This window comes from Alkalibaculum bacchi, from assembly GCF_003317055.1.
GTDB classification, from domain to species: domain Bacteria; phylum Bacillota; class Clostridia; order Eubacteriales; family Alkalibacteraceae; genus Alkalibaculum; species Alkalibaculum bacchi.
This window is the reverse complement of sequence record NZ_QNRX01000012.1, coordinates 41,268-60,721: the sequence shown is the minus strand read 5'-3', so window position 1 is coordinate 60,721 and position 19,454 is coordinate 41,268. Positions and strand designations below refer to the sequence as shown.

Annotated in this window: 19 protein-coding genes and 1 other annotated feature; of the genes, 18 read left to right on the top strand and 1 reads right to left on the bottom strand. The window is 33.3% G+C overall.

Annotated elements, in window-relative coordinates; translation table 11 throughout:
• Window positions 1-305: 305 nt before the first annotated feature.
• On the top strand, window positions 306-1,142 hold the full coding sequence (rsmI, locus tag DES36_RS09765; protein WP_113921019.1) for a 16S rRNA (cytidine(1402)-2'-O)-methyltransferase: 837 nt from the start codon (window positions 306-308) through the stop codon (window positions 1,140-1,142).
• 331 nt (window positions 1,143-1,473) lie between these two features.
• Here the strand turns inward: rsmI and DES36_RS09760 are convergent, their stop codons facing one another.
• Window positions 1,474-1,713, bottom strand: coding sequence for an AbrB/MazE/SpoVT family DNA-binding domain-containing protein (locus DES36_RS09760; protein ID WP_113921064.1), 240 nt, complete (start codon window positions 1,711-1,713; stop codon window positions 1,474-1,476).
• 205 nt (window positions 1,714-1,918) lie between these two features.
• Here DES36_RS09760 and DES36_RS09755 point away from each other — a divergent pair, with 205 nt between their 5' ends.
• The 17 genes from DES36_RS09755 (at window position 1,919) to DES36_RS09675 (ending at window position 19,342) form a co-directional block, all read left to right on the top strand.
• Window positions 1,919-2,500 (top strand): nucleoside recognition domain-containing protein, encoded by a 582-nt coding sequence (locus DES36_RS09755; RefSeq protein ID WP_242981749.1) that lies wholly within the window; start codon window positions 1,919-1,921, stop codon window positions 2,498-2,500.
• On the top strand, window positions 2,493-3,017 hold the full coding sequence (locus DES36_RS09750; RefSeq protein WP_113921017.1) for a spore maturation protein: 525 nt from the start codon (window positions 2,493-2,495) through the stop codon (window positions 3,015-3,017). Before DES36_RS09755 ends, DES36_RS09750 begins: the two co-directional genes overlap by 8 nt.
• A gap of 281 nt (window positions 3,018-3,298) precedes the next feature.
• Window positions 3,299-4,027: a LytR/AlgR family response regulator transcription factor gene (locus DES36_RS09745; RefSeq protein ID WP_113921016.1), complete on the top strand. Its 729-nt coding sequence runs from the start codon at window positions 3,299-3,301 to the stop codon at window positions 4,025-4,027.
• 8 nt (window positions 4,028-4,035) lie between these two features.
• Window positions 4,036-5,343, top strand: a complete 1,308-nt coding sequence (locus tag DES36_RS09740; protein WP_113921015.1) for a sensor histidine kinase — start codon at window positions 4,036-4,038, stop codon at window positions 5,341-5,343.
• 176 nt (window positions 5,344-5,519) lie between these two features.
• Entirely contained in the window at window positions 5,520-6,050 is a 531-nt protein-coding gene (locus tag DES36_RS09735) for a hypothetical protein (protein WP_113921014.1), read from the top strand.
• A gap of 107 nt (window positions 6,051-6,157) precedes the next feature.
• The gene (locus DES36_RS09730) at window positions 6,158-6,427 is read left to right on the top strand and encodes a hypothetical protein (protein WP_113921013.1); all 270 of its coding nucleotides are present in this window, start codon (window positions 6,158-6,160) and stop codon (window positions 6,425-6,427) included.
• 319 nt (window positions 6,428-6,746) lie between these two features.
• Window positions 6,747-8,165: a peptidase domain-containing ABC transporter gene (locus tag DES36_RS09725; RefSeq protein ID WP_113921012.1), complete on the top strand. Its 1,419-nt coding sequence runs from the start codon at window positions 6,747-6,749 to the stop codon at window positions 8,163-8,165.
• Window positions 8,166-8,552: 387 nt separating this feature from the next.
• Entirely contained in the window at window positions 8,553-8,834 is a 282-nt protein-coding gene (locus tag DES36_RS09720) for a hypothetical protein (protein ID WP_113921011.1), read from the top strand.
• A 201-nt stretch (window positions 8,835-9,035) separates the two neighbouring features.
• The gene (locus DES36_RS09715) at window positions 9,036-9,254 is read left to right on the top strand and encodes a hypothetical protein (protein ID WP_113921010.1); all 219 of its coding nucleotides are present in this window, start codon (window positions 9,036-9,038) and stop codon (window positions 9,252-9,254) included.
• A gap of 54 nt (window positions 9,255-9,308) precedes the next feature.
• Window positions 9,309-9,494 (top strand): hypothetical protein, encoded by a 186-nt coding sequence (locus DES36_RS09710; RefSeq protein WP_146953632.1) that lies wholly within the window; start codon window positions 9,309-9,311, stop codon window positions 9,492-9,494.
• Between the two features lie 1,190 nt (window positions 9,495-10,684).
• The gene (locus tag DES36_RS09705) at window positions 10,685-11,371 is read left to right on the top strand and encodes a Yip1 family protein (protein ID WP_113921008.1); all 687 of its coding nucleotides are present in this window, start codon (window positions 10,685-10,687) and stop codon (window positions 11,369-11,371) included.
• A gap of 15 nt (window positions 11,372-11,386) precedes the next feature.
• Window positions 11,387-12,073, top strand: a complete 687-nt coding sequence (locus DES36_RS09700) for an ABC transporter ATP-binding protein (RefSeq protein WP_113921007.1) — start codon at window positions 11,387-11,389, stop codon at window positions 12,071-12,073.
• Between the two features lies 1 nt (window position 12,074).
• A complete protein-coding gene (locus DES36_RS09695; protein WP_113921006.1) occupies window positions 12,075-12,914 on the top strand; it encodes a COG1361 family protein in 840 nt (279 codons plus the stop codon).
• A 9-nt stretch (window positions 12,915-12,923) separates the two neighbouring features.
• Window positions 12,924-14,249, top strand: coding sequence for an ABC transporter permease (locus DES36_RS09690; RefSeq protein WP_170128259.1), 1,326 nt, complete (start codon window positions 12,924-12,926; stop codon window positions 14,247-14,249).
• Window positions 14,250-14,354: 105 nt separating this feature from the next.
• Window positions 14,355-14,595, top strand: a binding site (T-box leader).
• Window positions 14,596-14,896: 301 nt separating this feature from the next.
• Entirely contained in the window at window positions 14,897-16,831 is a 1,935-nt protein-coding gene (gene metG / locus DES36_RS09685; protein WP_113921004.1) for a methionine--tRNA ligase, read from the top strand.
• A 415-nt stretch (window positions 16,832-17,246) separates the two neighbouring features.
• Window positions 17,247-18,017, top strand: coding sequence for a TatD family hydrolase (locus DES36_RS09680; RefSeq protein ID WP_113921003.1), 771 nt, complete (start codon window positions 17,247-17,249; stop codon window positions 18,015-18,017).
• 314 nt (window positions 18,018-18,331) lie between these two features.
• A complete protein-coding gene (locus tag DES36_RS09675) occupies window positions 18,332-19,342 on the top strand; it encodes a 3D domain-containing protein (protein WP_113921002.1) in 1,011 nt (336 codons plus the stop codon).
• Window positions 19,343-19,454 lie beyond the last annotated feature (112 nt).

Below are 19,454 nucleotides of genomic sequence, written 5' to 3'. Positions count from 1 at the left end.
ATAAGTGATATAATGGTCTAAGAAAACAAGCAACCTATGGGGTTGCTTGTTGTTGTATGAGATGAGCTTGCTCGGACGGAAAATGACTTTGCGTAATGAACAATTTATAATTGGAAATTTAGAATTAAAAGAGTATAAAACTTTCAATGAACAATGAATACTGAACATTGAACAGTACAAATATGCGACTTTTATTACTCTTCCAAATTATTCATTATTCATTGTTCCATGTTCATTGTTTACTGCGACGTAAGTCGCATACTTGACCACCTGACCACCTGACCACCTTAGAAAGGAGGAAAAAAATGTCTGAAAATGGAAAATGCTATCTTGTAGCTACGCCAATAGGAAATTTAGAAGATATAAGCTATCGTGCGGTTCGAATTTTGAAGGAAGTAGATATGATTGCTTGTGAAGATACACGAAATACCATTAAATTATTAAATCATTATAATATAAAGTCAAAAATGATTAGTTATCATCAACACAATGAAAAAATGAGATCCGAATACTTATGCCAATTAATACAAGAAGGAAAAAATATTGCCATTGTATCCGATGCAGGCATGCCTGGGATCTCGGATCCAGGTGTAACGATGGTGCAAGCCTGTATTGAGAGAAATATTACCGTAGAGATTGTCCCTGGCGCAAGTGCATCGATTAGCGCTCTTGTATTGTCTGGCCTAGATACTACTAGCTTTTACTTTAAGGGATTCTTATCTACAAACAAGAAAATACGCAGAGAAGAATTAGCAAAACTTCGCTTTTTAGAATGCACTTTGATTCTTTATGAAGCGCCCCATAAATTGTTAGAAACATTAGAAGATCTTCAAGAACACTTAGGTGATAGAAAAATATCGATTGCAAGGGAATTGACGAAGCTCCATCAAGAAGTAATTCACGGACATATTTCCCGGGGAATAGAGCATTTTCGACAAAAAGAACCGAGAGGAGAATTTGTTCTTGTGGTAGAAGGTCATATTCCTGAAATCGAAGAACATAACTGGGAAAACATAAGCTTAGAAGAACATTTTGAGTTTTATATAAACAAAGGAATAGATCGAAAAGAAGCCATAAAGCTAATAGCAAAAGACAGAGAATTACCAAAGAGAGAGATTTACGAGCAACTTATGAAGAAGTAACTAGCTGAAAGCTGAATGTGGAAAGCGGAAGACTCTCCTTTGAGCGAGGTAAAGACATTAAAATATAATGAAAAACCTTCAATGAAGATTAGATATCGAATATAATATAAATGAATATAAATACAATTTAATAAACTGTAAATAGTAAATAAAATCTTAGCATCTATAGGTAGCCATCGTGGTTACACTGTAGTTGCCTAATGGCTGATTGCAACCATTACGTAGACATGAGCGCAGCATCCAAATTGGCAAGCCATTGAATGCCCATCTTGTGTCTACTGCGATTGCGAGCAGCTTACTTCACAAAAATAAAGAACTTCCGAAGAAGTTCTTATTTTTGTAATTGCTCCAAGCAATCTGGACAAATGTTCTTACTTTTAAAGTTTGTAATATCTTTTGCGTTCCCGCAGAAGATACATGCAGGCTCATATTTTTTTAATAAAACAAAATTCCCATCAACATAAATTTCCAAAGAATCCTTGATATCAATATCTAGTGTTCTTCTTAATTCAATAGGAATAACGATCCGCCCCAACTCATCAACTTTTCTGACGATACCTGTAGACTTCATCTTCAGCAAATTCTCCCCTCTTTATACAAATTTCGACATTGTACTGAACAATTATATCAGATAAAATATGACAATTCAATGCTATATAATAAAGTAAAAGGGAATTACATTATGGATTTGCAAAAAAAAGTGTCATATTGAGTGAAATAATCGATACATTTACTAAGAGGTAGGTGTTTATATGATCAATAGTATATGGTTTTATATGATTGTTGTAAGTATAATATATGGGCTTTTCAACGGGAACGTTAAGCAAATAACGGAAGGCGTCATTGCATCATCTGTTCAAACAGTAGAGATGTGTATTACCTTTATAGGAGTATGGGCTTTGTGGTTAGGATTAATGGAGATTGTAAAAAAATCTGGTTTAATTCAAGTTCTATCTAGTATGATGTATCCCATTATAAAAAGGCTTTTTCCCGAAGTGCCTAAGGATCATCCAGCATTAGGCTCTATCGCCCTGAATTTTTCAGCAAATATGCTTGGTTTAGGAAATGCTGCAACTCCCTTTGGATTAAAAGCTATGAAGGAATTACAGGAGCTCAATAAAGATAAAGAAGTAGCTACAGATGCTATGTGTATGTTTTTAGTCGTCAATACTTCTTCCATACAATTGATACCCACTACAGTTATTGCCTTAAGAGCATCATTAGGGTCTATGGAGCCCACATCAATTATAATATCTAGTCTAATAGCTACTACGATATCTACAATAATTGGGGTAATAGTAGCGCTAACTCTACGAAGAAGGAGTGATAAGAGGGAAAGGAATAAAGCATATGCTTGATTACATATCTGATGCTTTAATACCCATCATTATATTATTAATTCTTCTCTATGGTAAAAAGAAAAAAGTAAATATGTACGATGTCTTTGCTGAAGGGACGAAAGAGAGCATCAATACGGCATTATCCGTATTTCCTAATCTCATAACTATGTTAATTGCCATAGGGATCTTTCGAAGTTCGGGATTATTAGATTTTATTATTTCCCTATTATCTCCTGTATTAAATACACTCCAAATCCCAGAGGAAATCCTGCCCCTTGCCATAATGAGGTCAATATCTGGTTCCGGTAGCACAGCAATTTTATCGGATATCCTAATTAACAATCATCCAGATAGTCTAGTAGGCAAGATGGCGTCTACTATGATGGGTTCTACAGAAACGACCTTTTATGTCATTGCATTGTATTTAGGTTCGATAGGTGTAAGAAAACACAAATACACACTAAAAGCTTCATTGCTCGCAGATTTATCGGGGATGGTTGCATCTATTGTAATTAGTTATATATTGTTTACATAGCTTTTTATATTTTAATAAAAGAGCAGTCGTAACACAATAGGAAAGTCCTACTTTTTCTGCTTAGCTACTATTTAATTTATCTTTATATGTAAAGATAGAAGTTTTGATTGATGGGTCTTGACTCTAAACTCTGATAGCTAAAAATCGCGCAGGTGTATTGGAAATGATTGACAAAATGATTGACCTAAATTAGAATAAAATACATATAATAAAATATTTGTGTATTGATAGAGGCATAGAGATCTAAAATGACCGAAAAGTAGGCACAGGGGGAATTTATTATGACATATCGATTGGCTATATGCGATGATGAAGAGATTATACGAAGTGTTTTAAAAAAATATATACACGAAATTTGCCAAGAAGAGCAAATACAAGTTCTAATAGAATCCTATGAAAATCCTATGAAATTATTAAATCAAATCCAAAAACATCCTGAAAGATACGATCTAATATTTCTAGATGTAGATATGCCTGAGATTAACGGAATAGAAACAGGAAAGAGAATAAAAGAGGTAAATGAAGAAGTTCTCATTATTTTTGTAACTGCTCATGATAAGTATGCACTAAAAGCATTTGAGGCAGATGCTTTTCAGTATATGTTAAAGCCTGCCAAAAAAGATAAACTAAGGGTGCTTTTGCGCAAGTGCCATCGTATATTAAGCAAAATAAATAGAGAGGAACAGGAGTTTATTAACATACAGGAGGGAGAGAGATACACAAAAGTATTTTACAAAGATATTATTTATTTTGAAAAGTATAAAAATAAGGTCCGCATTATCTGTGAAGAACAGGAATACGCACCCTATCTTACACTACGAGAATTAAAAGAGATGCTAAATGAAGGCCCTTTTGTACAATGTCATCAGAGCATTATAATACATAAAGACAAAATCACTGAATTTAAAAATAATAAGATAGTAATCCTTAATGACAAATATACCCTTTCGGTAAGTAGACCTTATATTAAGGCAATTAAGGATATTTTTTTAGATTTATTAAGGAGGTAAACAATGTTATGATTATCTCAGAAGAAATTATGAGTTTTCTTCTTTTCCTCATGGAAGCCATAATTCTTATGAAGTATATAAAAGCACAGCTCACATCAAAATATAGGTACGAATTTAGCCCATTATATGCTGGCATCATTGCTTTAATGGGCTTTTTACTTAGGCAAATTGGCACAGTGGGAACGCCTATCTTTCATATAGGTATATTTATTCTCATTTATTTTTCATATCTTAATACAATTCAAGAAAAGCTTGTGACCCTTGGCACTTTTTTACTTCTAAATATGGCCATTGAGATTATAGTGATACTTCTATTTATCAGCAAATTTGACATATCTATGACAGAAATTATAGAAATTAGTTTCATAAGTCTTGAGGCCATTGTCATTTCAAAAATAATATTGTTATTAGTCATCACGTATCTTACTCATAGAAAAAAGAATAAACTACATCCTATATCTGTATTAACAAATAAGTCAATGATTATAAAGATAGTTGGGTTTGTTTTGATAATAAATTTTATTTTATTTCTTGTCTTGAATATCTATAAAACAAATCCTATAGAAATCAATGATCACATCTATTTATTGCTACTAAGCTGTGCAACTATTTGCTTTTTATCTGTAAATATTTACGAGGAACTTATAAAGGAATCAGAGAATCAAATAAAATTAAGGCTACTATTGCAACAAAAGGAAGCAGAATACAAATACAATCAAGAAATAGCAGTGACAGTAGATAGTGTCAGGGCAATCAAACATGATATATCAAATCATTTATTTGCAATTAGTGCCTATATTCAATGTAGAGAAAACGAAAAAGCCATACAATACATTGAAAAGATCGCAGAGCCTATAGAATCGATTAACAATCTGCTTAATATAAGCCACCCAGTGATAGCATCCGTTTTATACGTAAAAACCATGCTTGCAGAAAAGAACGAAATTATTTTTATAACAAAGATTGATTTGCAAGGTGAAATCTTGATAGAAGATATAGACCTTACTATACTGTTGGGAAATATACTAGACAATGCTATTGAATCTTGTGAGCAAGTAGCGACACAAGAAAAAAGAATAGAGCTGTCTTTAGGGAGCAAAAGAAACTACTTTTATATAGATTGCATTAACACGTTAAATCCTAAAGAGATAAAGTACAAAGCCAATCAATTGCAAACTACAAAAAAAGATACTTTATATCATGGTGTTGGTCTGAAAAACATCCAAATTGTTGTAGATAAATATGAAGGGGATAAGAATATTACCATCACAGATGATGAATTTAAAATAAAGATTACCTTAAAAAATCTAAAATAAACTCATCAGTAAAAAGTATATCCTTTTTTGGATATACTTTTTTTTCCATAAAAGAGTCAAAACACCACGTTAAAAAGGCTAAATACCACATGCCTCTTGTATTTTAGTGATAGTTTATTATACTGAAAATAGTAAGTGGTACTATAGAACAACGAACGACTTAAGGAGATGGATTAATGAATAAAAGTGTAAGTATTAGTAAGCAAATACTTATTTTTTTATGTATTGTACTTCTATTTAGTATGACATCTTGTCAAAAAGAAATGTCATATTTTGAAGATATACACATAGGTATGTCACGAAACGAAATTATGGAACGAAATAAAGGCTTAAAAGATCCGCAAATATCAGAAGAGGATTACATCGTATATAAGGATATAAAATACAATAGCTTAAGTGGAGAAACAAGTTATACATTCGACAGGGATGGAGAGTTAATACATTCGAGTATTATTTTTATTCCTAAGGAAAAAGAGTCGGCACAGATCTATAATAAATTAGTAAAAGATCTCTCAATAGAATACGGAGAATGTACTACATTATATGAGAACACAACAATGTGGAAGATAGAGGATAATGAAAAAGAGGGCTATATTCTTTGCCTCTTAGACAGGGTCAATGATAATATTTCACTCATAATGTGCACACCAGAGATTTACGATTGGATTGTCACCTTTAAGTCAGTTAGCTCTCAGCGGGCAGAATAAGTTAAAAGGTTATTGGATATTGAAATAAATGCATAGAGAATTATGTAATAAAAATATATACAGTGCTAATACCGTAGTATTTAACTTGAATAGGAGGGGGGTAAGGGATGTATAAAATAGGTTTATTATTAGTAATGATTCTTGCAACTTTACTAATGATTGTCACTTGGACTCTATTTAAACGGAAAAAACAAAAATTAGTTGGTTTATTATTGGTTCCATATTGCTTTTATTTTTTAGCATTACTTTCATTTGGTACTGAAATTCAAGTATTAGAGGATTATTTGAATAAGCAAATATATACTTTTTCACTTGGATTCTTTTATATACACATCATGTTAACAATGATGATTATTACAAACATGATGAAAGAATAAATTAAAACAGCTGTTTTCTTTTATATTATGACAACTATTGAAAATAATGCCAAAGGTAGTAGATAAATACAAAGGTTTTACTATCATCATTCTATAAAATTCATCTTAAAAGATTAACAAAATAACCTCCCCCTATAAAAAGGTATATCTCTCGTGGATGTACCTTTTTTGAAAAAACTGTAAAAACTGTAAAAATACCACGTCAAAACGACCAAATGCCACATCCCCCTTGTTTTTTAACAATATTTAGTTATACTAGAAAGAAATTATGAATATAGCGCGAACAATACAATATTGTTAGATAAAATGGAGTGACAGCATGAAATACATATTTGTAAAACAACATGATACGACAGATTGTGCGGCAGCATGTTTGGCAATGGTGTGTCTGTATTATAAAAAAGAAACTACAATAACGAAACTTAGAGATATGATGGGGACTGATTTAAAAGGTACAAATCTTATCGGTTTGAGTAAATGTGCTGATGAGCTAGGATTTTCTTCCCAAGCAGTGAGGGTGGATAAGGAGGGGTTCTTAAGTAAATTTACATTGCCCTGTATTGCAAATGTTATTACTAAAGAAGGTCTCAGTCATTTTGTAGTCATATTTAAAATAACAAAAACCCACGTAATACTAGGAGATCCTGCAAAGGATTTCCTCAGGATAGAGATTGATGAGTTCTATAAGGATTTCACTGGAACCCTACTCATACTAAAGCCCAACCAAGAATTTGTAGGCGGAAAAGTCAAAGGAGAAAAGATATTCTCCAGATTTGTGAAACTCTTGCTCCCTCAAAAGAAACTCTTCATTTATTCTATTCTAGCCTCAATTATACTAACGATAATTGGTATTGTATCATCTTTATTTAACAAGATATTGATGGATGAGATACTGCCTTACAAATTAAAAAATATGCTATTGGCGGTTTTGATTGTGTTTACAGTGATTTCCATCACCCAAATTATAATCGGATACATCCGCCAGTGGATGATGCTTTATCTGTCTCAAAAGATTGATATTCCATTATTACTGGGGTATTTTGAGCATATTTACAAACTACCTATGAATTTCTTTGCAGCAAGAAAAACGGGCGATATTATTACCAGATTTAGCGATGCCTTTACCATTAAGGACATCTTTACCAATATTGCACTGACTCTGATTATGGATATTGCCATGGCATTGATTACTGGCGTGATTTTATTTCGCATGAATCCTACCTTGTTTGTCATCATATTATTTTTGACGATCGTAAGCATCGGTTTGGTCTTTATATTCAAACAACCTTATAAAAAAATTAACGAAGAACAGATGGAGCAAGCTTCCGTACTCAATTCTCAAATTATCGAGGGACTAAGAGCTGTAGAAACTATCAAGGGAAATGCCAATGAAGAAACAGAACTTGAAAATATCGAAAGAGAGTATATCAAATCTCTTCGAATTTCTCTAAAAGAAGGAATGCTCTCCAATGCACAAGGCTCCATATCAGGTCTGATACAGACCGTTGGGAATTTTGTCCTCACCTACTTTGGCGTCATGCAGGTCATCGACAATGAAATTACCTTAGGGACGTTTATGGCATTTATGACACTATCCGGATATTTTATGGATCCCGTAGGGAGATTGGTTGACTTGCAGCTGCAAATGAAAAGATTGAAGGAGCATACATTATATGGAATACTTATTACTTTTATTAATTATGTTGGTTCTCTTATTATTAACGTATTTCGGGTCTAAAAAACAGAAATATGAAGTGAGTAGCACAACAGATATAAAACGTTCAATAATAACATCTATACTTATAAATACTTTGATTTTAACATCACTTATTCTAATAAAGATGAAAGGAACAATTTATGATATCGTTTTTTTGTGGGTAATAAATTTTATTATTCCGTATTTAGGATTTCAAAGATTATTTAAAGAATAAATTAATTGTGTCTTTATGTTAAACGAGAAAATACAAATGATTTAGAGGAAAGAAAATAGAAATGTGTTATGATGGTGCATTGGTGATGCCAAGTAAATTTGTCGTGATTAATAAAGAGGAGATGATGTGTTTAAATGGTGGCAAAGTTACAACAAATACCTACAGGTATTCAAGCAGGGAGGGCATAACACAGTATGCAGAGTATAATTATTGCAATATGTGTACTACTCATATTTAACATTTGTATGAGCCTATTCTTAAATCACAATAAGAATATAAATACATCATCTGAGATTTCAGAGGGAACTCATAGCAATAAATTAACTACAAAAATTTGGGGAACTGCAATTTGGCCAACTATTATTATTATCGCAGTAGTAGCTGATAATTTATATGAGGTATTTATGCTATATTCATATTATTTGCTGGTTATGTTTATAGTGTATGTCAATTATAAAAAATATAGTGCTAAGTAATAAGTACTTAATATTAAAATAATTAAGGGAGATGACACATAGTTTAAAATTTCAAAGGCTAAACTTATCTAATGAAAACAAATTAGCAGAATTAGAATTTTATAATAAGGCTAAATATTATATTACTCAAATTATATATTATAAAAGCATAGTTTAATAGGTTTAAAAAAACATGTATTTAAAGAAAGGAAATAGTTAGCTATGTGTCATTTAATATCAAACAAGAAAGTACCATCAGCTATAAGTCCTATCCTTTCATTCTTAATCGTAATGGCTGTATTTAGTTTCGTAGATATAGCGACTTCTGGATATATTACTACAGGATTAATAAGGTATATTACTTTTGCAGTAGTAATTACAGCAGCTATAAAATTACGACAGTTAATAGAAAGTATAATATTGTCCAGTGAAAAAGAGTAGTTTGAGATATCATATTATAAACTAGGTATTTGAATGAGGGAGATGAAGGAAATTATGAGACAAATATATTTTAAATATGCATTAATTTCTGCATCAGTAGGTTTCAGTATCTTAATTATTCTAATAATTTTAAATGGCATGTTTGAAAGATCCTTACCAGATGGTATTCCCATAACAATTGCTATTCTTAGCCAGGTCGTAACAACATATTATCTATTCAATAAAGAAAACCAAGAATAAACTCATTAAAAGGGGCTGTTGTCAAAATTCAGTGACAGCTCCTTTTTCAAAAAAAGTGTCAAAATGCCACGTCAAAACGACCAAATGCCACATGCACCTTGTTTTTAAGTAGTAGTTAGTTATACTAAAAGTAACAAATCGTGGGTATAGAGAAAAAATACTATATTCGTTAGATAAGATGGAGTGACAGCATGAAATACATATTTGTAAAACAACATGATGTAATAGATTGTGCGGTGGCATGCTATCCGATGCACAAGGCTCTAAATAGGGCTTGGTAATGAAAGAATCCGTTTGTTAAAATTTTTTGATTGACGATTACTGATATTCTGTTGAATTGCCTAAGAAATTATATTATTTTTAAAGTAACAATACGAATAATAAGAAATGGAAAATATTTCATGATATTAAAAAGCAATCAATATACTTATTTTATAAAAGATATTATTGGATTTTTTTACTTTGGATAGGAGGAAAAAGCAAACTATTTATTTCAAATAGTAATACGGCATTAAGTATTAATATACTTTGCATTATTCTAGCGTTATCTATGTTTATTTGGGGATTAAAGGATATAGGTAAGAACGTTGAGAATAAAAATACGGATGAATATAGAATGAGAATTTTAATGATAAAACTTGCACTTTTTGTAGGAATGTGCATAACTGCTATAATACTATATTTGGCATTTAACTAAATCTATACATTTCAATAAAGAAAACCAAGAATAAGCTCATTAAAAGGGGCTGCTGTCAGAGTCCAGTAATAGCGTCTTTTTCAAAAAATAGTGTCAAATGCCACATCTCCCTTGTTTCTTTATAATATTTAGCTATACTAAAAAGTGAGAAATCGCAAGATCCATCCCTATCCGTAGCAGATCCTGCACAGGATCTCCTACGGATAGGGATGGATGATTTCTATAAGGATTTCACTGGGGCTTTACTTATACTAGAGCCAACCAAAGCTTTGCAGGTGAAAATATCAAAGGAGAGAAGATATTCTGTAGATTTCAGAAAAAGAAGTACTGGTTTTGATAATCATGCATAAATGTTTTTTATTTATAATATAAATACTTTTATAAATAGAAAAAAGTGTTTAAATGGAAACAAATACTATATCTTTTATTATATAATAGAAATTGTATTTGATATGCATATATAAAAAGTTATATAAAAAGGAGTGTTGTGTCAATGGAAGAAAATCAAGGTATCATCGAAGAAAAGCAAGATAACATCGAAGAAAAACAAAGTATTTTTGAAAGAATGAAACGGTATATTATTAAACCATCCGCATTCTTTGAAAAGTATAGGGAAAACCCAAAGTACTTGTTTCACTTAATTGCACTTATTGTTATTACAGTAGTTTCAGGATTAATTAGTATCAATGTGAACAAGCAAGTGCTTGATGGGGCAACGGATTCTTTAACTGGAGCTGAAGCAGAATTATTTAATAATGTTTTAGGATTTATGACGTCACCTATTGCTATTGTGCTTGCAGCGATTATCACGAGTTTAATCGGTTACTATGTAGGGGCTTTTATCTATTACATAATCATCGCTAAGATCTTCAAGGGAGAAGGTAAATTCAATCATATGATGATTGTTGTGTTATTGGCTTCCTATCCTATTAAATTACAGGCCTTCATAAAGAGCTTTTTTCCTGCAAACCTTGAGTTGAGTTTATTCAATACCATAACAAAATCAGTCAATCTATTTACTTTATGGCAATTATTTTTGCTCATTACGGGAACAGCTGTACTATTTAATATGTCTAAGAAAAAAAGTGCCACAATTTTCATCGTCTTATTCGTTATTGGAGTGATTTTTGCAGTAGGAAGCTTTTCTCTCAATAATGCAGTTGCCTCTCTACAATACTAGAGAACAGGTGATTAAATGGAAGAAATAATTCAGCTAAAGGATGTATCCCAGCACTTTAAAATGGGGGATTCTATTGTTCGAGCCTTATCTCATATTAATTTAGATATCTACGCTAAGGAGCTTACGGCTCTTGTAGGTCCCTCTGGATCTGGTAAGTCTACCTTGCTCAATGTAGTGGGGGGACTTACTAAGCCTACAGAAGGGGAAGTTTTTATTTACAATACCAATGTGACGCATTATACGGAAGATCAAATGTGCTTCTTTCGAAGAGATCATATTGGCTTTATCTTTCAGTCTTTTAATTTAAATTCTACATTAACTGCCCTCGAAAATGTCACTATGCCCCTTATCTTTTCTAGAATACCAAATAAAGACCGAGAGAAAATGGCAAGTGAGGCACTAGACTTAGTGGGGCTAAAAGACCGCAAAGATCACAAACCAGGACAGCTTTCTGGTGGACAGCAGCAAAGGGTAAGTGTAGCTAGAGCAATTGTCAATAAGCCAAAGATTATCTTATGCGATGAGCCTACGGGGAACTTAGATTCAAAGACAGGTAAGGAAATACTAGAGCTCATTAAAGAAATGAACCGAATTCATCAAATTACCTTTATTATCGTGACCCACGATAGTAATGTAGCGAATCAATGTCAGAGAAGGATTTGGATTCAAGACGGAAAAATATGTAAGGATGAGAGGAATTAAAATGAAGAAAAAAATCACCACAGTACTATTCATAATAGCGATGATGCTTTCTTGTGGGGTGGTCAGCGCAGCGCCTAAGAGCCCAAATGTAGCGATCACTACATATAGCGTAGACCAAGAGGCTATTACGCCTGGAAGTACCTTCAAAATCACTTTAAACCTAAAGAATTATGGCGAATTCCATGGACGAAAAGTAGAAGTGTCTTTAAATAACGAACAAGGGCAAGAAAACTTAGGCAATTTTTCACCCTTAAACCAAAGCAATATTCAGTATATAGATATGGTAAAAGCGGGGAAAACCGCAGAAATTACATATAATATGTTCGTATCGCCTAAAGTGGTTCCAGGAAATTACAATATTATAGTAAAAATCACCTATATGGATTCTAATGGAACAGCTTATGAAGAAATACAGACCATTGGCCTTTTAGTAACAGAAAAAGATAGTGTACAAGTATTGGCAAATGAAGATCTTGGAGATCTTTTGATTGGCGAACCATTAGAGGCAGAAGTACAAATCGTTAACAATGGTGTTGCAGAGGTAAAGGGGATTAGCGTTTCTGTCCAAGGAAAAGATACCGATACGCCAATGGAATACTTAGGAAACTTTAATAGTGGAGATTATGATAACTATGGCTTTACTATTATAGGACAGGAACCTGGTAAGCATACTGTTAAAGTTGGTGTAAAATATTACAATAGCCTCAATAAATTGACAACTGTAGAAAAAGAAATTACTTATAATGTACTTTCTAATGAAGATGGAAATAGTACAGAAGGTGCCGATTCTCAAGACAATGGGTTTGTAAAATTTATAAAAGGAATATTTGGTTTATCTTAGATGAGAGGCATGTTTGATAAAGATATCGTAAAATTAGCTTGGATGAGTTTGTGGAGGAGAAAACTGCGAACAATCCTCACTATGGTTGGAATCATGATTGGGACTGCTGGAATTGTCATTATGATTTCATTAGGTGTAGGTCTTGAGAGAAGCGTCACTGGTGAGCTTGAAGAAATTAATATGACCAGTATTGAAGTATATCCCCCTTACGATATGGCAGGTACTTCTGGTGAAAATCAGATAAAGGAATTAAAGAAAAAAGATGTAGCAGATTTAGAAAAATTAGATGGTGTAAAAGCAGTCACACCCCTGTATATGACAAGTGGGGAGCTAAGTGTAGGCAGGGATCGAATTGGCATACAGCTCGTTGGAGTAGATATGCATCAAGCTGATGATTTAGGATATAAATTAGAGGATGGAAGATTCCCTCGAAATAATGAGATTTTAATAGGTAGTGCATTATTAGAAGAGATCGAAAAGACTATTGGTGATAAAAATATGGTACGAAAACCTGCTACAATCATTACCATGAATATGATACAAGAATCTCTAGAAGAGGAAGAAGTTAAGGCAGACGAAATAGCTCAAGATGAAGACGCAGAGGAAAGTCTTGATTTTCAGTCAGAACAGAGTCCTACAGAAATGGTAGAAAATAAGAACAGAACAAAAATCTCAGGTATTTTAACAGCTTCTGGTGGCACCGAAGATTATTCAGCTATTATGGATATAGAGGCGCTTATAAAAATGACGGGTAGTAGCCAAATTATAGAAACCCAAGGTTACTCTTCTATTCGAGTAATAGCAGAGGATACAGAGGTTGTAGATAGTCTGAGTAAGGAGATTAACGAAATGGGCTACATGGCTTATTCTACTAAGGATATGCTAGAATCCATTGGCTCTGTATTCAAGTATTTGCAAATATTCTTAGGTGGTGTAGGAAGCATTGCCTTACTTGTAGCAGCAATTGGAATCACGAATACTATGATTATGTCTATTTACGAAAGGACAAAAGAAATCGGCGTAAATAAGGTTATTGGCGCATCCGTTAATGATATAAGAACTCAATTTTTGTATGAGGCTTCTTTCATTGGACTTATGGGCGGAGTAGCTGGGCTTATAATAAGTTATCTTGTCGCAAATCTTATTAATCTTATTGCAGGAATAGCCATAAGTGCCCAGGCAGGAACGACAGAAACCATAAGCATTGCTTATATCTCACCAGGCCTTGCTCTGTTTGCAATTATCTTTTCCGTTGTCGTTGGAATACTAGCTGGATTGTATCCAGCCAATCGTGCAGCAAAGATTAGTGTATTAGAAGCATTAAGGCAAGAATAAAAGCCTTTTAGTAAGGCTATTCATAAAAAAATTGCATGATATGAATAAATAATACAATCTACTTGAATGAAAGATAGGATTTGGTATAGAATAGAGATATATTGTATAAAAGTAATGATGGGAAGAGTATATTAGGAATCGATACAAAGAGAGTCAGGTTAGGTGAAAGCTGATAATCGATGAATAATAGAAGATGGCCCCTGAACTGTTTGGGTGAGAATATTTTACCAATTTTAAGCCCATACCGCCGGCAGCGTTAAGTCATGTGAATGCACAATTGAGGCAAATACAGCAATGTATTTGTAAAATAAGGTGGTACCACGAAAGCAAATCTTTCGTCCTTTGTAGGATGGGAGATTTTTTTTATAAAAGCAGGTGGTCAGGTGGTCAGCTGTAAGGTGGTCAGCAAATATGCGACTTGCGTCGCAATGAATATGGAACAATGAATAATGAACAATTTAGAAGAGTAACAAGCGTCGCATATTTGTACTGTTCAATGTTCAACGTTCGTTTTTCATTGTTCATTGAAGATTTTGTATTGAGTTCCGCTTTCCGCATTCAGCTTTCAGCAATCCACTTTCTATCGAAATTAATGAGCTTAACTACAAAAACAAAAATAAATTAATAGCAAGTAGAGGAGATTAACAATGAGCAAAAACTTTTATATTACCACGCCAATTTATTATCCAAGTGACAAGCTTCACATAGGGCACACTTATACTACAGTAGCGGCTGATGCTATGAGTAGGTATAAGAAGTTAATGGGGTATGATGTGTTCTTTTTGACGGGAACGGATGAACACGGTCAAAAGATTCAGCAAAGGGCTGAAGAAAGTGGGATTACACCTAAAGAATATGTAGACCCTATTGTAGCTGATATTAAAAAATTATGGGAAGTGATGAATATTGATTATAATCACTTTATCCGAACAACAGATCCTTATCATATAGAATCTGTACAGAAAATATTCAAAAGACTATATGATCAAGGAGATATATATAAATCCTATTATGAAGGATGGTATTGTACGCCTTGTGAATCCTTTTGGACAGAGTCTCAATTAGAAGATGGTAAATGTCCTGATTGCGGTAGAGACGTGAGCCAAGAGAGAGAAGAAGCATATTTCTTTAAAATGTCAAAATATGCTGGTCGCCTTATTGAATACATCGAAAGTCATCCAGAATTTATTCAACCAGAGTCTCGAAAAAACGAGATGCTTAATAATTTTTTAAGACCAGGTCTACAGGATTTATGCGTTTCACGTACTACATTTGATTGGGGAATCCCTGTGGAATTTGCTCCAGGTCACGTAGTATACGTGTGGATTGATGCTTTATCTAATTATATTACAGCTTTAGGATATCTAAACTCAAGACCTCAGTTAATGGAAAAATACTGGCCTGCTGATGTTCAGCTTATCGGTAAAGATATACTGAGATTTCACACGATTTACTGGCCTATTATGCTTATGGCTCTTGATTTACCACTACCTAAACAAGTTTTTGGACATGGCTGGATATTGCTCAAGGGTGGGAAAATGTCTAAATCTAAGGGGAATGTCATTGACCCTGTGCAATTAGTTGAAAAATACGGTGTAGATGCGCTGAGATATTATGTCCTTCGAGAAATGCCATTTGGATCTGATGGGAGCTATAATGAAGAATCTTTGATTAGTCGTACGAATTCCGATTTAGCAAATGATTTGGGTAATTTGTTAAGTCGTACAGTAAGTATGACGGAAAAATATTTTGATGGGGTAATACCTTCTACAAGGGAGGGAGATGACTTAGATAAAGAAATCTCCCAATTGGCCCTAAAGACTTCAAAAGAAGTTGAAAAGTATATGGACAAATTAGAGTTTAGCAATGCTTTAACTAGTATATGGAAACTTGTCTCTAGAGCAAATAAATACATTGATGAGACGACACCTTGGATTCTAGGTAAAGATCCAGAAAAGGCACCAAGACTTGCACAAGTCCTTTACAATTTAAGTGAAATCCTTAGAATGGTTGGCATCATGATTATTCCATTTATGCCTCATACATCCGAGAAACTCCTAGAGCAAATCAATGTTAATAAAGATCTTGCTACATGGGATAGTTTAAGTGAATTTGGCCTTTACCCAGAAGAAACAAAAGTCAAAAAAGGTCAACAACTTTTCCCAAGAATTGATATAAAAGAAGAAGAGAAAAAAGAAGAAAAGCAAGTTGAAAAAAAGAAAGAAAAGAACAAAGGAAAAGAAAAAAATCCTGAGATAGAGGAAATCACCATCGATGATTTTGCAAAAGTACAGCTTAAAACTGGTGAAATCATAGAAGCCAAAGCTCATCCAGATGCAGATAAGCTTTTGGTTTTACAGATTAAGATAGGGCATGAGACAAGACAAATTGTGTCGGGAATTGCAAAATATTATAGTCCAGATCAATTAGTAGGAAAGAAAGTAGTAGTAGTTTGCAATTTAAAACCAGTAAAACTTAGAGGCGTAGAATCTCAAGGTATGGTCTTAGCTGCAGCGAATAAAAAGGAATTAAATTTAGTTACGATAGATGGAGATATGGAAGCAGGAAATACGGTAAGCTGATCTAGCGGAGGGTTGAAAGCTGAAACTTTTTAGTTAGAATGCTATTGGTTGGATGGTTGGTTCGTTGGACGGGAAAGGCAATACTCGATTTGAGCGAGTTTGGGTAAAGGCATAAGATCCTTCGCTTGCGCTCAGGATGACGGGGGTAGCTAATCTTGGGTATTTAAGTGTCGTAGGTACAATGTTTTGACCCTAGCTACTGCATATGTCATCCTGAGGCTTTAGCCGAAGGATCCCTACTTGCTAACTATTGAGAATATACTATATATTAATTGAGTTTTTAATAATTTTAAATCCCCAATTCTCAATTGTGCGCAAAGCGCACGTAGTGACTAAAGGTTTTACTTAGAACTTACAACTTAAAACGTAGAACTACATCAGCCACCTTTGGTGGCTGATTTTATAGGAGGTAATTATGTTAATTGATACACATGCTCATTTGATAGATGAAAAGTACGAAGAAAATCGCTCCGAAATCATTGAGGGTTTACAAAATAATAGGATGGAGATTTTAATAAATCCTGCAGTAGATTTAGATACATCTAGAAAGGGAATCCAATTGGCAGAATCGTGGAATTTTATATTTGCGGCAGTGGGGTATCACCCCCATGAGGCACGTCATGCTAGTGAAGAGGATTTAAAGGAGATAGAAAAGCTAAGCACTCATCCTAAAGTAGTGGCTATTGGAGAAATTGGCTTAGATTATCATTATGATTTTTCGCCTAGAGAAATCCAGCAGGAAATCTATGAAAAGCAAATCGATATAGCGAAAAGACAAAAGCTCCCTATAATTATTCATAGTAGAGAAGCCCATCAAGATACCTTTGACATATTAGAAAGAAATAAAGAAGGATTGGCGGGAGTACTTCACAGCTATAGTGGAAGCTGGGAAATGGCTAAGAGATACTTAGATTTAGGTTTTTATTTATCCATATCGGGTCCTATTACCTTTAAGAATGCTCATAAACTGCCAGAAGTAGCGGAAAAAGTCCCCTTAGACCGAATATTAATAGAGACAGATAGTCCTTATCTAACTCCTGCGCCCTATAGAGGCAAGGTCAACAATCCAGCTTATGTAAGATATGTAGCTGAAGAAATCTGTAGATTACGAAATATTGAGTTTGAAGAACTGCTTCTACAGATAAAAGAGAACACTTTAGCCTTATTTACTAAAATAGAAATGTAAATAGGTTTGTGATTTGCTTAAAATGCCTTTGAAAAATTAGATATATTATTTAACTCTATATCCTCAATTAGACATAAATTTCAAAATATAAATGTTACAATTTGTGTACATACTCTGGATATGTATACAAATTGTAACGATTGTCACTAGAAAATTTGACAAATTTATCAATATAGTGTATTATAGCGACAAATAATAGATTGAATTTCATTTATACATTCATCTATTTATATGAAATTTAATAACTCAGTGGTTATATTATACTTTTATGCAAAAAGGACGTATGACTTCTGAAAACAGAGGAGGTAGAAGAGATGAGTCTAAGTAAAATCAAGGGCTTAATGCACGAGAAGAAACTTATCATAGGCATAATATTCTTTTTACTGACAATGACGCTATTTATATTATTTGACAAAAATCATATCATCGTAAAGATAGATCACGAAGAGGTATCTACATCTTTTAGAGGTACTCAAACGGTAGAAGAAGTATTAAAAAATCAAAATATTAGTCTAAAAAAAGAAGATAAGATAGAGCCAGCACTTCATACAGAGCTTGAAGATGGAGATATTATCAAAATTCAACGAGCTATACCTATTACAGTAGTAGCCGATGGAACAGAGCACAAAATCAATACTACTCTTAATAAAGTAGAAGATGTTTTAGGACAATTAGAGCTACAAGTTGATGAAGATGATAAGGTAGAGCCTAGTCTATCATCTACAATTAATAAAGAAAACAATAGCATAAAAATTGTTCGCGTAGAGGAAAAGATTGAAGTAAAAGAAACGTCATTAGATTATAAAAAAATCGAAAAGAAGAATAGCAATTTGTTACAAGGTAAGACCAATTTAGTCCAAAGAGGAAGTACTGGTCTAAAAACAATAGAAGAAAAAGTCGTCTTAGAAGATGGTACAGAAGTAAGTAGAGAAGTAATTTCAGAAAATGTTAAAAAACCAGTTGATGAAATCAAAGAAATTGGAACAAAAGTACCTGTGAAGAAAACAATTACTAGTTCAAATAAAAGTGTGCCAGCTTCTAGAGGAAGTCAAACATCTGTAAAGACTATAACCGTAGAAGCTACAGCTTACTATGTAGGCGATAGAACGGCATCAGGAACAAAACCAAGTGCAAATCGGACCATAGCGGCATCTAGTAGCTATTCCTTTGGTACAAAAATGTATATTCCAGCTCTAGGAAACACCTATGTTGTAGAAGATCGAGGTGGAGCTGTTACAGGAAATAAAATAGATATCTATTTCAATACCCGTGAAGAATGTGTAAGATTTGGAAGAAAAAGTCTTCAAGTACAGGTATTGCAATAAAAAAACACCCGAAGGTGTTTTTTTATTGCAGATGTAAGTTGTACGTTCTAAGTTCTATGTAAAAACACTTAGCCACCATTGGTAGCAATAATGGTTTTACGTAGAACTTACA

Excerpts from the sequence above, each read along its gene's own strand:
- DES36_RS09700 (WP_113921007.1), top strand. The coding sequence starts at position 11,387 with ATGGAAGAAATAATTCAGCTAAAGGATGTATCCCAGCACTTTAAAATG.
- DES36_RS09750 (WP_113921017.1), top strand. The coding sequence starts at position 2,493 with ATGCTTGATTACATATCTGATGCTTTAATACCCATCATTATATTATTA.
- DES36_RS09730 (WP_113921013.1), top strand. The coding sequence starts at position 6,158 with ATGTATAAAATAGGTTTATTATTAGTAATGATTCTTGCAACTTTACTA.
- DES36_RS09760 (WP_113921064.1), bottom strand. The coding sequence starts at position 1,713 with ATGAAGTCTACAGGTATCGTCAGAAAAGTTGATGAGTTGGGGCGGATC.
- DES36_RS09690 (WP_170128259.1), top strand. The coding sequence starts at position 12,924 with ATGTTTGATAAAGATATCGTAAAATTAGCTTGGATGAGTTTGTGGAGG.
- DES36_RS09735 (WP_113921014.1), top strand. The coding sequence starts at position 5,520 with ATGAATAAAAGTGTAAGTATTAGTAAGCAAATACTTATTTTTTTATGT.
- DES36_RS09725 (WP_113921012.1), top strand. The coding sequence starts at position 6,747 with ATGAAATACATATTTGTAAAACAACATGATACGACAGATTGTGCGGCA.
- DES36_RS09710 (WP_146953632.1), top strand. The coding sequence starts at position 9,309 with ATGAGACAAATATATTTTAAATATGCATTAATTTCTGCATCAGTAGGT.
- DES36_RS09715 (WP_113921010.1), top strand. The coding sequence starts at position 9,036 with ATGTGTCATTTAATATCAAACAAGAAAGTACCATCAGCTATAAGTCCT.
- DES36_RS09705 (WP_113921008.1), top strand. The coding sequence starts at position 10,685 with ATGGAAGAAAATCAAGGTATCATCGAAGAAAAGCAAGATAACATCGAA.
- DES36_RS09680 (WP_113921003.1), top strand. The coding sequence starts at position 17,247 with ATGTTAATTGATACACATGCTCATTTGATAGATGAAAAGTACGAAGAA.
- DES36_RS09720 (WP_113921011.1), top strand. The coding sequence starts at position 8,553 with ATGCAGAGTATAATTATTGCAATATGTGTACTACTCATATTTAACATT.
- DES36_RS09695 (WP_113921006.1), top strand. The coding sequence starts at position 12,075 with ATGAAGAAAAAAATCACCACAGTACTATTCATAATAGCGATGATGCTT.
- DES36_RS09740 (WP_113921015.1), top strand. The coding sequence starts at position 4,036 with ATGATTATCTCAGAAGAAATTATGAGTTTTCTTCTTTTCCTCATGGAA.
- rsmI (WP_113921019.1), top strand. The coding sequence starts at position 306 with ATGTCTGAAAATGGAAAATGCTATCTTGTAGCTACGCCAATAGGAAAT.
- DES36_RS09755 (WP_242981749.1), top strand. The coding sequence starts at position 1,919 with ATGATTGTTGTAAGTATAATATATGGGCTTTTCAACGGGAACGTTAAG.
- DES36_RS09675 (WP_113921002.1), top strand. The coding sequence starts at position 18,332 with ATGAGTCTAAGTAAAATCAAGGGCTTAATGCACGAGAAGAAACTTATC.
- DES36_RS09745 (WP_113921016.1), top strand. The coding sequence starts at position 3,299 with ATGACATATCGATTGGCTATATGCGATGATGAAGAGATTATACGAAGT.
- metG (WP_113921004.1), top strand. The coding sequence starts at position 14,897 with ATGAGCAAAAACTTTTATATTACCACGCCAATTTATTATCCAAGTGAC.